The following is a 13,355-nucleotide window of genomic DNA, read 5'->3' as shown; positions in this document are numbered from 1 at the left end:
ACCTGATGGGCAAGCATCGCCCTTTCTTACGCCACAATCACAACATTTTTACAGAATCTTACCTGCACAGGTTAGCGAAAGCTGGCATTTGTTTTACTTTTGGCACGCATAAAGTCAAAATTAAGAATTCGTTACGCTGCGTAGGGATAACCCAGCGAGGCGACGATTATACCTGAAGAAAGGACTTTAGATGCTCTTAGCGACGGCTCTGTTAATTATTGGTTTATTGCTGGTTGTCTACAGTGCCGATCGTCTGGTCTATGCCGCCTCCATCCTCTGTCGCATGTTGGGGATCCCGCCGCTGATCATCGGTATGACGGTGGTGAGTATTGGCACTTGCCTGCCAGAGATCATGGTTTCCACCGCGGCCTCGCTGCATGGACAGACCGATCTGGCGGTGGGCACCGCGCTCGGCTCCAACATTACTAATATTCTCCTGATCCTCGGTCTGGCTGCCTTACTCAGGCCATTTACCGTGCATTCTGATATTCTGCGCCGCGAATTACCGCTAATGTTGCTGGTCAGCGTACTGGCAGGGCTGGTGCTCTATGATGGTCAACTGTCCCGTCTCGACGGCCTGTTTTTACTGGCGCTGGCGCTGCTATGGCTGCTGTTCACCATCAAAATCGCCCGTCTGGCGGAACGCCAGGGAAGCGATAGCCTGACCCGCGAACAGCTGGCCGAACTGCCGCGTGAAGGGTCGCTGCCGGTCGCTCTGCTGTGGTTAGGGGTGGCGATGATCGTCATGCCGATGGCCACCCGCATGGTGGTAGATAACAGTACGGTGCTGGCAAACTATTTTGCCATCAGTGAACTGACCGTCGGCCTGACGGTAGTGGCGATAGGCACCAGCCTGCCGGAGCTGGCCACCGCCATCGCCGGGGCGCGCAAAGGGGAAGATGACATTGCCATCGGCAATATCATCGGCGCAAATATCCTCAATATTGCGCTGGTGCTGGGTTTGCCGGCGCTGATCGCGCCGGGAGCCTTTGCGGCGGAAGCCTTTACCCGCGACTATGGCGTGATGTTGCTGGTCAGCCTGATCTTCGCCGTGCTGTGCTGGCGCCGCCAGCAGCAGCCGGGACGACTGGTTGGCGCGCTGCTGGTCGGCGGTTTTGTGGTTTGGTTGGCGATGCTGTTCTGGACAGCGCCGCTCTTCGTTGAATGACTCGGGATAACATCATGTCGCAAATAGATTTGCCCACGGATTTTGACTTTCAACAGGCAGGCCGTCAGGTGCTGGAAATTGAACGTGAAGGTCTGGCCCAGCTCGATCAGTATATAAATGACGATTTCACCCGCGCCTGCGAAACGATTTTCCGCTGCGGCGGGAAGGTCGTGGTGATGGGGATGGGCAAATCCGGCCATATCGGCCGCAAAATGGCGGCAACCTTCGCCAGTACCGGCACGTCGGCATTTTTTGTCCACCCAGGCGAAGCCGCGCACGGCGATTTGGGCATGGTTACGCCGCAGGACGTGGTGATTGCGTTGTCGAACTCCGGCGAATCGAACGAAATCCTCGCGCTGATCCCGGTCCTGAAACGTCAGCAGGTGAAGCTTATCTGCATCACCAGCCGGCCTGAAAGCAGCATGGCGCGCGCGGCGGATATCCATCTGTGCGTGAAAGTGCCGAAGGAGGCCTGTCCGTTAGGGCTGGCGCCCACCTCCAGCACCACCGCCGCGCTGGTGATGGGCGATGCCCTCGCCGTCGCCCTGCTGGAAGCCCGCGGCTTTACCGCTGAGGATTTCGCCCTCTCGCATCCGGGTGGCGCACTCGGTCGTAAGCTGTTGCTGCGCGTCAATGATATTATGCATACCGGTGATGAGATCCCGCACGTCGGCCTGCAGGCCACCCTGCGCGATGCGCTGCTGGAAATCACCCGTAAAAATTTAGGTATGACCGCTATCTGCGATGACGACATGAACATCATCGGTATCTTTACCGACGGTGACCTGCGGCGGGTCTTCGACACCGGCATTGATATGCGCGATGCCAGCATTGCCGACGTCATGACCCGGGGAGGGATCCGTATCCGTCCCGGCACCCTGGCGGTGGATGCGCTAAACCTGATGCAATCCCGTCATATCACCTGCGTGCTGGTTGCCGATGGCGACCATCTGCTGGGTGTGGTACATATGCACGATCTCCTGCGCGCGGGCGTAGTGTAAGTAAGGAAAAAATAATGAATAATGCTGATGCTCAGTTAGCGACCTGCTATGGGCCGGTAAGCCAGACGTTTCTCGATCGCGCGGCTAAGATCCGTTTACTGATCCTTGATGTCGACGGTGTATTATCCGACGGGCTTATCTATATGGGTAATCACGGCGAGGAGCTGAAAGCGTTCAACGTCCGCGATGGCTATGGTATCCGCTGCGCGCTGACCTCTGGCATTGAAGTGGCGATTATTACCGGACGAAAAGCTAAACTGGTAGAAGATCGCTGTCAGACGCTGGGCATCACGCATTTGTATCAGGGGCAGTCGGACAAGCTGCTGGCGTTCCGCGATCTCACTGACAAACTGGGCGTGCGGCCAGAGGAAGTCGCCTACATCGGCGACGATCTGATTGACTGGCCGGTGATGGCCGAAGTGGGGCTTAGCGTCGCCGTCGCGGATGCGCATCCGCTGCTGCTGCCGCGCGCCGATTACATCACCCGGATTAATGGCGGACGCGGCGCGGTACGCGAAGTCTGCGATTTGTTACTATTGGCGCAGGGCAAGCTGGATGAGGCCAAAGGGCAATCAATATGAGTAAAACCAGACGTTGGGTTATCATTTTACTGTCGCTGCTCGCGCTGATCCTCATCGGCCTGAATTTGGCGAATACGGACGACACGGCCCAGCAGGAGGTCAATCCCAACGACCCGACGTATAAAAGCGAACACACTGACACCGTGGTGTACAGTCCGGAAGGCGCCCTGAGCTATCGGCTGATTGCCGAGCATGTGGAGTATTTTTCCGATCAGGAGGTCTCTTGGTTTACCAAACCAGTGATGACCACCTTTGATACCAATAAGGTGCCGACCTGGTCAGTCAGAGCAGATAAAGCGAAGCTGACAAATGACCGGATGCTCTATCTTTACGGGCACGTTGAGGTGAATGCGCTCGCGCCTGACTCTCAACTGCGCAAAATTACGACGGATAACGCCCAGATAAATCTGGTAACGCAGGACGTTACCTCTGATGACATGGTGACGTTATACGGCACCACATTTAATTCCAGCGGCCTGAAAATGCGTGGAAACCTTCGCAGCAAAAATGCCGAGCTGATTGAAAAGGTGAGAACCTCTTATGAAATTCAGAACAAACAAACTCAGCCTTAAGATTGCGCTCGCCGGCGCGTTACTGGCCGCCAGCCTGCCGGCCCTCGCCAAGACGGGCGATACCGATCAGCCGATCCATATCGAATCCGATCAGCAGTCGCTGGATATGCAGGGCAATGTCGTCACCTTCACCGGTAACGTGGTCGTGACTCAGGGGACGATCAAAATTAACGCTGATAAAGTGGTGGTCACCCGTCCGGGCAATGAAAAAGGCAAAGAGGTGATCGAAGGTTTCGGTAACCCGGCCACCTTCTACCAGATGCAGGATAACGGCAAACCGGTAAAAGGCCGGGCGTCGAAAATGCGCTATGAGCTGCAGAACGATTACGTCGTGCTGACCGGCAACGCGTACCTTGAACAGCTCGACAGCAACATCAAGGGCGACAAGATCACCTATCTGGTGAAAGAGCAAAAAATGCAGGCCTTCAGCGACAAAGGTCGACGCGTCACCACCGTTCTGGTGCCGTCCGAGCTGCAGGACAAAAGCGGCAACCAGCAAAAGAAGAGTAACTAATCCGTTATGGCAACCTTAACTGCGAAGAATCTCGCTAAAGCGTATAAAGGCCGCCGCGTGGTGGAAGATGTCAGTCTCACCGTTAACTCGGGGGAGATTGTCGGCTTGCTTGGCCCCAACGGCGCCGGTAAAACCACCACCTTCTACATGGTGGTCGGGATTGTGCCGCGCGACGCGGGCAATATTATCATTGATGACGAAGACATCAGCCTGCTGCCGCTGCACGCGCGCGCGCGCCGGGGGATCGGCTATCTGCCGCAGGAAGCCTCGATTTTCCGTCGCCTGAGCGTTTATGACAACCTGATGGCGGTCCTGCAGATCCGTGACGATTTGAGCAGCGAGCAGCGGGAAGATCGCGCCAAAGAGCTGATGGAAGAGTTTCATATTGAGCACCTGCGCGACAGCCTCGGTCAGGCGCTCTCCGGTGGTGAACGCCGCCGCGTCGAAATCGCCCGCGCGCTGGCGGCCAACCCGAAATTTATTCTTCTGGATGAACCCTTTGCCGGCGTGGATCCGATCTCGGTTATCGACATCAAACGCATCATTGAGCATTTGCGCGACAGCGGCCTCGGCGTACTGATTACCGACCATAACGTCAGAGAGACTCTCGCGGTCTGCGAACGCGCGTATATTGTCAGTCAGGGACACCTTATCGCTCATGGTACACCGCAGCAGATCCTCGAAGATGAGCAGGTTAAGCGCGTGTATCTTGGGGAAGACTTCAGACTCTGATAGGGTAGAGGTTACAGACGTTTTAGCCGGAGATATTTACCCTGAACATGAAGCAAGGTTTGCAATTAAGGCTTAGCCAACAGCTTGCCATGACGCCGCAGCTACAGCAGGCGATTCGTTTGCTGCAGTTGTCCACGTTAGAACTCCAGCAAGAGCTCCAGCAAGCGCTGGAAAGTAACCCGTTGCTTGAGCAAACCGATCTTCACGACGAGGTAGAGGCGAAAGAGGTGGAGGACCGCGAGTCTCTCGATACCGTCGACGCACTTGAGCAAAAAGAGATGCCCGACGAGCTTCCTCTCGATGCAAGCTGGGATGAAATCTATACCGCCGGTACGCCGTCAGGCAACGGCGTGGACTACCAGGACGACGAACTCCCCGTTTATCAAGGCGAGACCACCCAGACGCTGCAGGATTACCTGATGTGGCAGGTCGAGCTGACGCCCTTCACCGATACCGACCGCGCCATCGCCACCTCCATTGTCGACGCCGTCGACGATACGGGCTACCTCACCGTTCAGATTGAAGATATCGTCGACAGCATCGGCGATGAGGAGATCGGCCTCGAAGAAGTGGAAGCCGTCCTGAAGCGCATCCAGCGTTTTGATCCGGTTGGCGTCGCGGCGAAAGATCTGCGCGACTGTCTGCTGATCCAGCTCTCGCAATTCGCCAAAGAGACGCCTTGGCTGGAAGAGGCCCGGCTGATTATCAGCGATCATCTCGATCTTCTGGCCAACCATGATTTCCGCACCCTGATGCGGGTGACCCGGCTGAAAGAAGAGGTGCTGAAAGAGGCGGTGAACCTGATCCAGTCCCTGGATCCCCGTCCAGGCCAGTCCATTCAAACCAGCGAACCGGAATATGTCATTCCCGACGTGCTGGTGCGCAAGGTCAGCGGCCGCTGGACCGTGGAGCTCAACGCCGACAGCATTCCACGGCTGAAAATTAATCAGCAGTATGCGGCAATGGGCAACAGCGCCCGCAATGACGCCGACGGCCAGTTCATTCGCAGCAATCTGCAGGAAGCCCGCTGGCTGATTAAAAGTCTGGAAAGCCGCAACGATACCCTGCTGCGCGTGAGCCGCTGCATCGTAGAACAACAGCAGGCTTTTTTCGAACAGGGTGAAGAGTATATGAAGCCGATGGTGCTGGCCGATATCGCCCAGGCCGTCGAGATGCATGAATCGACGATTTCCCGTGTCACCACGCAAAAATATCTGCACAGTCCGCGCGGTATTTTTGAACTGAAGTATTTCTTCTCCAGCCATGTCAATACCGAAGGCGGCGGCGAAGCCTCGTCGACGGCGATTCGCGCGCTGGTGAAGAAACTCATCGCCGCGGAAAATCCCGCGAAGCCGTTGAGCGACAGTAAGCTCACCTCCATGCTGTCCGAGCAGGGTATCATGGTCGCGCGCCGCACTGTCGCGAAGTACAGAGAGTCTTTATCCATCCCGCCGTCAAACCAGCGTAAACAACTGGTCTGACACAACCGATAAGGAAGACACTATGCAGCTCAACATTACAGGACACAACGTCGAGATCACTCCCGCGATGCGCGACTTCGTCACGGCGAAGTTCAGCAAGCTGGAACAATTTTTCGACCGGATCAATCAGGTCTATATTGTGTTAAAAGTAGAGAAAGTGACGCAAATTGCGGACGCGAATCTGCATGTCAACGGTGGCGAAATCCATGCCAGTGCGGAAGGGCAGGATATGTATGCAGCTGTCGATGGTCTTATCGACAAGCTGGCAAGACAGTTAACGAAGCATAAAGATAAACTAAAACAACACTAATTGTCCGGGCCCCCCTGCGTCAGCCGCCAGGTAACATCGGCGACGGGCGCGGGGGCGCTCAGGTGAAATTATGATGAACAACGATTCGGCTCTACAACTGAGCAACGTCCTGAACCAGGAATGTACCCGTAGCCAGGTTCACTGCCAGAGCAAGAAGCGTGCTCTGGAAATCATTAGCGAACTGGCCGCCAAACAGTTAAGTTTGCCGCCGCAGGTGGTGTTCGAAGCGATCCTCACCCGCGAAAAAATGGGCAGTACCGGGATTGGCAATGGTATCGCCATTCCCCACGGAAAACTGGAAGAGGATACGCTGCGTGCTGTCGGCGTTTTTGTCCAGCTGGAAACCCCCATCGCCTTCGACGCGATCGACAATCAGCCTGTCGACCTGCTGTTCGCGCTGCTGGTGCCGGCCGATCAGACAAAAACCCACCTGCATACGCTCTCCCTGGTGGCCAAACGGCTGGCCGACAAAGCGATTTGTCGTCGCCTGCGCGCGGCGCAGAGCGATGAAGAGTTGTATGAGATCATCACCGAAGCAGGAAGCAGCGATGACGCATAACGGCAGTCGCACCTTATCCTTTATCGTACTGAGGAGAAACGGTACATGGTACTGATGATCGTCAGCGGCCGCTCGGGCTCGGGTAAATCCGTCGCTCTGCGAGCGCTGGAAGATATGGGCTTTTACTGCGTGGATAACCTGCCGGTCGTGCTGCTGCCCGATCTGGCACGGTCGCTGGCTGACCGCAATATTTCGGCGGCCGTCAGCATCGACGTGCGGAACATGCCGGAATCACCGGAGATCTTCGAGCAGGCGATGAAAAACCTGCCGGAGTGCTTTTCGCCGCAGCTGCTGTTTCTCGATGCCGATCGCAACACGCTGATCCGTCGATACAGCGACACCCGTCGCCTGCATCCGCTGTCGAGCAAGAATTTGTCGCTGGAAAGCGCCATCGATGAAGAGAGCGATCTGCTGGAGCCCCTGCGCTCGCGGGCCGATCTGATTGTCGATACCTCGGAGATGTCGGTTCACGAGCTGGCGGAAATGTTACGCACCCGGCTGCTGGGTAAACGAGAACGCGAACTGACCATGGTCTTCGAATCCTTCGGCTTTAAGCACGGTATCCCGATCGATGCCGATTACGTCTTTGACGTGCGCTTTCTGCCAAACCCGCACTGGGATCCGAAGCTGCGTCCCATGACCGGTCTGGATAAGCCGGTGGCCGCCTTCCTCGATCGGCACACCGAAGTGCACAACTTTATTTACCAGACCCGGAGCTATCTTGAGCTATGGTTACCGATGCTGGAGACCAACAATCGCAGCTATCTGACGGTGGCCATTGGCTGCACCGGCGGTAAACATCGTTCGGTTTATATTGCTGAACAACTGGCTGACTACTTCCGCTCGCGCGGTAAAAACGTGCAGTCTCGTCATCGGACGCTGGAAAAACGTAAATCATGACCGTAAAGCAGACCGTTGAAATCACCAATAAGCTGGGCATGCACGCCCGCCCGGCGATGAAGCTGTTCGAACTGATGCAGAATTTCGATGCCGAGGTGTTGCTGCGCAACGATGAAGGCACGGAGGCGGAAGCCAACAGCGTCATTGCCCTGCTGATGCTGGACTCGGCGAAAGGACGGCAGATAGAGGTGGAGGCCAGCGGTCCGCAGGAAGTGGAAGCCCTCGCCGCGGTGATTGCCCTGTTTAATGCCGGGTTTGACGAAGACTAAAGGTGACGCTTCCCGGCGACGGAGACTGGCGACGGTACCAGCCCCGGCGCCGGATTTACCCGCTAATAGAGCTTATGCTCACGCATGAACCCTTCCCCACCCAGCTGTCGCATCTGGCGTAAGATCCAGGCCTGGCGGTTGCGCACATAGCCCGAAGGCGCGTCGGCGCAATAGCGGATCGGGTTTGGCAGCACCGCGGCCAGCAGAGCCGCTTCCCCCGGCGTCAACTGGCTGGCGGGCTTATGAAAATAGCGCTGGGCGGCCGCTTCCACACCAAAAATCCCCTCGCCAAACTCGGCAATATTCAGGTAGACGGTCAGGATTCGCTTTTTACTCCACACGGTTTCCATGCCGACGGTCAATCCGGCCTCCAGCCCCTTGCGAAGCCAGCTACGACCATCCCACAAAAACAGGTTTTTCGCCGTCTGCTGCGACAGCGTTGACGCGCCGCGGATGCGGGTATCGTGACGCTCATTGTGCGCCAGCGCCTTTTCGATTGCCGAGACGTCAAACCCCCAGTGTTCCGGGAACTTCTGATCTTCGGCGGCAATCACCGCCAGCCCCATCCACGGGGAGATCTTATCCATGGCGACCCAGTCGGAGTGCGCCAGATAGTGGACATCGCCGGACAGCCAGGCGCTTATCTGCCGCTCAAGCATGACTGCCGAAAAGGGCACCGGCAGCACGCTAAACAGCGCGATCCCCCCGCCCCAGAAGACGGCGGCGATCAGCAGCAGACGCAGCGCCAGTCGTTTGAGCAGCGCGAAGGGCGCAATGCGGAGCTTCATGCGCTCAGCGCCAGCACGCGGGCGACCAGTTTTTCGATCCCAGTGGCGGCTTGCACAATATTCTCCGCCAGCATATACGCCGGGGTGGTGACCACTTTATTCTCTTCATCCACCACGATGTCATCGACCGGGCAAGGCACATGCTCCGCCCCCATCTCCTCCACCACATCGGCAGTGTCGAGATCGGTCCCGATAGTCATCCGCAGCGGAAACGCAAAGATCTTCGGCAGCAGCGCCGGAGCGATGCACATAAAGCCCAGCGGCTTGCCGGCCTGATGCATCGCCAGCGCCAGGGCCCGTAGATCGTGGTCCACCTCGCATTTGCTGCCCTCGGCAGCGAAGCTGCTTAAGTTTTTCGCCGCGCCGAAGCCGCCGGGGACGATCAGCGCGTCCAGCGTCTCCTCACGCGCTTGCGCCAGCGGCAGGATGTCGCCGCGGGCGATGCGCGCCGCTTCCACCAGCACGTTGCGCTGCTCCGTCAACGGTTCACCCGTCAGATGGTTGATGACGTCGCGCTGCGGTTTATCGGGCGCAAAGCAGACCGCCTGCGCGCCGTTGCGCGCGATCGCCAGCAGGGTAATCACTGCCTCATGAATTTCACTGCCGTCGTACACGCCGCAGCCGCTCAGTACCACACCAATTTTTTTCATCGCCTTCGCTCCTCCATGCAACTCACTGAAACCAGTCAAAAATGTCGATTTACTCGCTATGCTTCACATATTTTACTGATTCATGTAACAAATTAGTTAAGCTTTGCTATCTTAATGAGCGAGCAATCCACTTCTCAGGTTGCGCCACGTAACAACATCACTCAAATCACACTGGCTCAACCACCAGTTCCCTGGTGTTGGCGCAGTATTCGCGCACCCCGGTCTGTCCGGGGTCATTTTTTCCCGGCCTTCGCCACCCATGCCTTCAGAATCGCCACGTCGTTTTGCCACTCGGATTTCATCTCTTCAACCCATTCAGCGACATTATCAGACCAGGCAGGCAGGTCCGGCGTCTGGATCTGCTGACCCAGCTGCTGGATGTGGCGCAGGCCAATAGAACCCGCAGCCCCTTTGATCTTATGCCCCTCTTCGACGATCCCTTTTTGATCGCGGGCGGTGAGATTAGACTCAAGGACGGACATATAGCCCGGCATCATCTTCTCAAACACCGCGAGACCATCGTTGATAAGCTTCGGTCCCACCAGTTCGATGTATTGCTCCAGCATATCGGTATCCAGCACCGCGTCGGCTTTATGCAGATCGGCCGCCGGCGCTTCCTGCGCCTCCTCTTCCGGCGCATCCCAGAATTTTTTGATCATGGCCGTCAGCGCCGGCACCGATAGCGGCTTGCTCAGCACATCGTCCATGCCGGCATCAAGATACTCTTTCTTATTCTTCAGCACGTTGGCGGTCAGGGCTACCAGCGGCGGCAGCTCATCCGCGGCAAAATTCTGTTTTAGCTGACGAGAGATATCCAGACCCGTCATATCCGGCAGCTGGATATCCAGCAGCACCAGGTCGTACTCGCCAGGCTCAAACATCTCCAGCGCGGCTTTACCGGTCATCGCGACATCCACGCTGTTACCCAGCTTTTCCAGCACCGAGCGCGCCACGATGACGTTGAGCTCAATATCTTCTACCAGCAGCACGTTGAGCGCCGGTAATGGCATGTCGTCTTCCGCCAGGGTATCTTCCACTTCTTCCGCAATGGCAGGCGCATGGACGGTGAGCGTAAAGGTCGCTCCTTTACCCGGCTGGCTGGTGACGCTGATATCGCCGCCCATATTGCGCGCCAGGCGGCGCGATACGGCGAGGCCAATCCCGGTGCCGGTGGCTGGTTTGCCGCCGTGGCTGTCTTTGACCTGGTAATACATCGCGAATATTTTGTCCTGTTCCGCTTCAGGAATACCAATCCCGGAGTCTTCCACTTCGAAGTGCAGGATATCGCCTTCGTCATAGCGCACGCGGACGTTCACCCCACCGCCCTGTGGGGTAAATTTCACGGCGTTGCTGATAAGATTCCACAGGATCTGCCGCAGGCGGGTGCCGTCGGTGATCACCTTGTGCGGCAGCGGCAGGCTCGGCTCCAGCACAAAGCGCAGCCCCTTCTGCTGCGCCTGCAGACCGGAAAGGTTTTCAAGGTCGGCAAGGAAGCTGGTGAAGTCCACCGGCTGGTTATCGAGCTGTACCTTACGGCGCTCCATTTTATCCATGTCGATAATATCATTGAAGATATTCCCCAGCGTCACCGCCGAGACATGGATGGTTTTCAGGTATTTTTCCTGCTCGCTGGTCAGTTCGGTATCCAGCAAAATTCGGCTCAGCCCGACGATCCCGTTCAGCGGGGTACGCAGCTCATGGCTGATGGTGGAGATGAAGGTGGTTTTATCCCGGCTGGCGCGTTCGAGGGCGTCCTGATAGCGTTTTCGTTCGGTGATATCGCGCCCGAAGCCCATCAGGCCGCGACGCTTACCGACGCGATCGTAGTACGGGACCTTGCGGATTTCAAAGCACGCTTTACGGCCATCGGGATAGTCCAGCCACTGCTCATAGGTCAGCGATACATTGTGGCGGAACACCTTCTCATCGGTTTCCAGCACCTTTTCCGCTGCTTCTTCGCTATAGACGTCCTGTGGTTTGAGGTGGATCAGCTGTTTCTCGCTTTTGCCGGTCAGCAGCTCCATCGCCCGGTTACAGCCGGAAAACTCTTTATCCTCATTGCGGTAAAAGACCAGGTCCGGGGAGGCGTCGAGGAAAGAGCGCAGAAAGGAGGATTGCTGTTCGAGCTGGATCTGCGTCTCTTCACGCTCTTTCATCTCGATCTTCAGCTGCTCAAGGGTGGTCTCACGCTCGGCTTCCGCCTTTTCACGTTCGCCAATCTCCTGATTCAACTGCGCAATATTGTCTTTCAGCTGCACGTTCAGCTTCAGATCGCGCTCGCGCATCTCCTCCAGCTTCTCCACCAGCCGCGACAGACGCTGGCGGGACTCTTCAAGTTGCTCCACCACCACCGAGAGAAAGTAGACCGCCCACGGGGTGATGAGCAGACCGAAGAAGATAGAGCGGATAACGTCGATGCTTTCAACCTGGCCATGCAGCACCATGGTGACCGCCATCTGTACCACGATGGCCAGCACCACCAGCGCAAGAGCCAACAGCATTGAAAAGCGGACCAGACCCAGCTTCATCATCAGGTCGACATAATACTGCGCCAGCATACGAATTTGCTTCATAGGGGATTCCTTCACGACAACTCCGCACAATAATACTCAATTCTGAGCAATGCGCTGTAAGTTGTGCAAAAAATGCGGGAAGGAGCCGATATGACGGCTGGCCGCCAAGGCGAACCAGCCGCTAAAAAGAGGCATGGTCAGGAGGAGGCTAGCGCTTGCTTAGCGCCTCCCAGAGACCTTTGAGGTAGGTCACCCCGAGTGCGCGATCGTATAAACCATAGCCCGGGCGTCCGGTCTCTCCCCAGATAAAACGGCCATGATCCGGGCGTATATAGCCGTCGAAGCCGTTGTCGTGCAACGCTTGCATCACCTTGTACATATCCAGGGAGCCGTATTCTGACGGATGGGCGCACTCGTAAAAGTCTTTATCCTGCATCAGTTTAATATTGCGGACGTGGGCAAAATGGATCCGCTTACGGCGGGTAAACTCAGCCAGAATAGCGTATACGTCGTTATCCGGATCTTCGGCAATCGAGCCGGTGCAGAGGGTAATGCCGTTGGCGGGTGAATCGACAGCCCGGCAGATCCAGTCCAGATCGTCGCGGTTTTTGACCACACGCGGCAGGCCAAATATCGAGTACGGCGGATCGTCAGGATGGATCGCCATTTTCACGCCCACCTCTTCGCAAACCGGGATCACCGCCCGCAGAAAATAGACCAGGTTCTCCCGCAGCTTGTGGTCATCCACCGCGCTATATTTGGCAAACAGGGTCTGCACTTCCGCCAGCCGTTCCGGCTCCCAGCCCGGCAACGCGAAGCCGTTTGAATTCTCCAGGACCTCCTTCACTACGTCTTCCAGCCGCTTATCGATATCTTTCTTCTCAAAAGCCATCGTCAAAGAGCCATCCGGCAGGACGTAGTTCATATCCGTCTTCATCCAGTCAAACACCGGCATGAAGTTATAGCAGATGACTTTGACGCCGAAGCGGGCAAGGTGGCGAATGGTCTGCTGATAGTTGGCAATATAGCGGTCACGGGAAGGGAGGCCGATTTTGATGTCGTCATGGATGTTGACGCTCTCTATCACCTCCATTTTCAGGCCTGCGGCATGGGCCTGGCTGACCAGACGCTCAATTTTATCCTCCGGCCATACCTCGCCGACCGCGACGTCATAGAGCGCGCCGACCACTCCCTCCACGCCGGGCACCTGGCGTATATGCTCTAATGAAACCTTATCTTCCTCTGGTCCAAACCAGCGCATTGTCATCTGCATCGTCATCACCTGCTCAACATAGTTTAATTTCACCCTACTACCAT

The 13,355-nt window shown here is 56.6% G+C and carries 15 protein-coding genes; 11 read left to right on the top strand and 4 right to left on the bottom strand.

What is annotated here, in order from left to right:
• Window positions 1-190: 190 nt before the first annotated feature.
• From ACLEXF_RS14805 to npr, 11 genes are all read left to right on the top strand, one after another.
• A complete protein-coding gene (locus ACLEXF_RS14805) occupies window positions 191-1,168 on the top strand; it encodes a calcium/sodium antiporter (protein ID WP_004206198.1) in 978 nt (325 codons plus the stop codon).
• Window positions 1,165-2,169 carry an arabinose-5-phosphate isomerase KdsD gene (gene kdsD / locus ACLEXF_RS14800; protein ID WP_369707407.1) on the top strand — a complete coding sequence of 335 codons (1,005 nt, stop codon included), beginning with the start codon at window positions 1,165-1,167 and terminating at the stop codon, window positions 2,167-2,169. The genes ACLEXF_RS14805 and kdsD overlap by 4 nt, the downstream gene beginning before the upstream one ends.
• A 14-nt stretch (window positions 2,170-2,183) precedes the next feature.
• Window positions 2,184-2,750 (top strand): 3-deoxy-manno-octulosonate-8-phosphatase KdsC, encoded by a 567-nt coding sequence (gene kdsC / locus ACLEXF_RS14795; protein WP_023319211.1) that lies wholly within the window; start codon window positions 2,184-2,186, stop codon window positions 2,748-2,750.
• Window positions 2,747-3,322 (top strand): LPS export ABC transporter periplasmic protein LptC, encoded by a 576-nt coding sequence (lptC, locus tag ACLEXF_RS14790; protein ID WP_004206202.1) that lies wholly within the window; start codon window positions 2,747-2,749, stop codon window positions 3,320-3,322. Before kdsC ends, lptC begins: the two co-directional genes overlap by 4 nt.
• Complete coding sequence (gene lptA / locus ACLEXF_RS14785; RefSeq protein WP_002918415.1) at window positions 3,291-3,836, top strand: lipopolysaccharide ABC transporter substrate-binding protein LptA; 546 nt, start codon at window positions 3,291-3,293, stop codon at window positions 3,834-3,836. The genes lptC and lptA overlap by 32 nt, the downstream gene beginning before the upstream one ends.
• A 6-nt stretch (window positions 3,837-3,842) precedes the next feature.
• Window positions 3,843-4,568 (top strand): LPS export ABC transporter ATP-binding protein, encoded by a 726-nt coding sequence (gene lptB, locus ACLEXF_RS14780; protein ID WP_004206203.1) that lies wholly within the window; start codon window positions 3,843-3,845, stop codon window positions 4,566-4,568.
• A 47-nt stretch (window positions 4,569-4,615) separates the two neighbouring features.
• Window positions 4,616-6,049, top strand: a complete 1,434-nt coding sequence (gene rpoN, locus ACLEXF_RS14775; protein ID WP_004206204.1) for an RNA polymerase factor sigma-54 — start codon at window positions 4,616-4,618, stop codon at window positions 6,047-6,049.
• A 22-nt stretch (window positions 6,050-6,071) separates the two neighbouring features.
• On the top strand, window positions 6,072-6,359 hold the full coding sequence (hpf, locus tag ACLEXF_RS14770) for a ribosome hibernation promoting factor (RefSeq protein ID WP_004206206.1): 288 nt from the start codon (window positions 6,072-6,074) through the stop codon (window positions 6,357-6,359).
• 70 nt (window positions 6,360-6,429) lie between these two features.
• Window positions 6,430-6,918: a PTS IIA-like nitrogen regulatory protein PtsN gene (ptsN, locus tag ACLEXF_RS14765; RefSeq protein WP_004144926.1), complete on the top strand. Its 489-nt coding sequence runs from the start codon at window positions 6,430-6,432 to the stop codon at window positions 6,916-6,918.
• Window positions 6,919-6,963: 45 nt separating this feature from the next.
• Window positions 6,964-7,818: an RNase adapter RapZ gene (gene rapZ / locus ACLEXF_RS14760; RefSeq protein WP_004206208.1), complete on the top strand. Its 855-nt coding sequence runs from the start codon at window positions 6,964-6,966 to the stop codon at window positions 7,816-7,818.
• Complete coding sequence (gene npr / locus ACLEXF_RS14755; RefSeq protein ID WP_002918431.1) at window positions 7,815-8,087, top strand: PTS phosphocarrier protein NPr; 273 nt, start codon at window positions 7,815-7,817, stop codon at window positions 8,085-8,087. Before rapZ ends, npr begins: the two co-directional genes overlap by 4 nt.
• Before the next feature lie 62 nt (window positions 8,088-8,149).
• On the opposite strand, the gene mtgA is transcribed toward npr, so the two are convergent.
• From mtgA to uxuA, 4 genes are all read right to left on the bottom strand, one after another.
• Window positions 8,150-8,875 carry a monofunctional biosynthetic peptidoglycan transglycosylase gene (mtgA, locus tag ACLEXF_RS14750; RefSeq protein ID WP_206339665.1) on the bottom strand — a complete coding sequence of 242 codons (726 nt, stop codon included), beginning with the start codon at window positions 8,873-8,875 and terminating at the stop codon, window positions 8,150-8,152.
• Entirely contained in the window at window positions 8,872-9,525 is a 654-nt protein-coding gene (gene elbB / locus ACLEXF_RS14745; protein WP_004206211.1) for an isoprenoid biosynthesis glyoxalase ElbB, read from the bottom strand. The genes mtgA and elbB overlap by 4 nt, the downstream gene beginning before the upstream one ends.
• Before the next feature lie 233 nt (window positions 9,526-9,758).
• On the bottom strand, window positions 9,759-12,098 hold the full coding sequence (gene arcB / locus ACLEXF_RS14740; RefSeq protein ID WP_023319214.1) for an aerobic respiration two-component sensor histidine kinase ArcB: 2,340 nt from the start codon (window positions 12,096-12,098) through the stop codon (window positions 9,759-9,761).
• A gap of 148 nt (window positions 12,099-12,246) precedes the next feature.
• Entirely contained in the window at window positions 12,247-13,311 is a 1,065-nt protein-coding gene (gene uxuA, locus ACLEXF_RS14735; RefSeq protein ID WP_044524869.1) for a mannonate dehydratase, read from the bottom strand.
• Between the last annotated feature and the right edge of the window lie 44 nt (window positions 13,312-13,355).

Source organism: Klebsiella pneumoniae complex sp. WS1778 (assembly GCF_049472055.1).
GTDB classification, from domain to species: Bacteria; Pseudomonadota; Gammaproteobacteria; order Enterobacterales; family Enterobacteriaceae; genus Klebsiella; species Klebsiella quasipneumoniae.
Note: the sequence above shows the minus strand (reverse complement) of the source record. Positions and strands in the feature narration are given on the sequence as shown.

What these genes read in the sequence shown, in the direction of transcription:
- arcB (WP_023319214.1), bottom strand. Translation starts at nt 12,098, where the DNA reads ATGAAGCAAATTCGTATGCTGGCGCAGTATTATGTCGACCTGATGATG.
- npr (WP_002918431.1), top strand. Translation starts at nt 7,815, where the DNA reads ATGACCGTAAAGCAGACCGTTGAAATCACCAATAAGCTGGGCATGCAC.
- ptsN (WP_004144926.1), top strand. Translation starts at nt 6,430, where the DNA reads ATGATGAACAACGATTCGGCTCTACAACTGAGCAACGTCCTGAACCAG.
- hpf (WP_004206206.1), top strand. Translation starts at nt 6,072, where the DNA reads ATGCAGCTCAACATTACAGGACACAACGTCGAGATCACTCCCGCGATG.
- lptC (WP_004206202.1), top strand. Translation starts at nt 2,747, where the DNA reads ATGAGTAAAACCAGACGTTGGGTTATCATTTTACTGTCGCTGCTCGCG.
- elbB (WP_004206211.1), bottom strand. Translation starts at nt 9,525, where the DNA reads ATGAAAAAAATTGGTGTGGTACTGAGCGGCTGCGGCGTGTACGACGGC.
- ACLEXF_RS14805 (WP_004206198.1), top strand. Translation starts at nt 191, where the DNA reads ATGCTCTTAGCGACGGCTCTGTTAATTATTGGTTTATTGCTGGTTGTC.
- rpoN (WP_004206204.1), top strand. Translation starts at nt 4,616, where the DNA reads ATGAAGCAAGGTTTGCAATTAAGGCTTAGCCAACAGCTTGCCATGACG.
- kdsC (WP_023319211.1), top strand. Translation starts at nt 2,184, where the DNA reads ATGAATAATGCTGATGCTCAGTTAGCGACCTGCTATGGGCCGGTAAGC.
- mtgA (WP_206339665.1), bottom strand. Translation starts at nt 8,875, where the DNA reads ATGAAGCTCCGCATTGCGCCCTTCGCGCTGCTCAAACGACTGGCGCTG.
- lptA (WP_002918415.1), top strand. Translation starts at nt 3,291, where the DNA reads ATGAAATTCAGAACAAACAAACTCAGCCTTAAGATTGCGCTCGCCGGC.
- lptB (WP_004206203.1), top strand. Translation starts at nt 3,843, where the DNA reads ATGGCAACCTTAACTGCGAAGAATCTCGCTAAAGCGTATAAAGGCCGC.
- uxuA (WP_044524869.1), bottom strand. Translation starts at nt 13,311, where the DNA reads ATGCAGATGACAATGCGCTGGTTTGGACCAGAGGAAGATAAGGTTTCA.
- rapZ (WP_004206208.1), top strand. Translation starts at nt 6,964, where the DNA reads ATGGTACTGATGATCGTCAGCGGCCGCTCGGGCTCGGGTAAATCCGTC.
- kdsD (WP_369707407.1), top strand. Translation starts at nt 1,165, where the DNA reads ATGACTCGGGATAACATCATGTCGCAAATAGATTTGCCCACGGATTTT.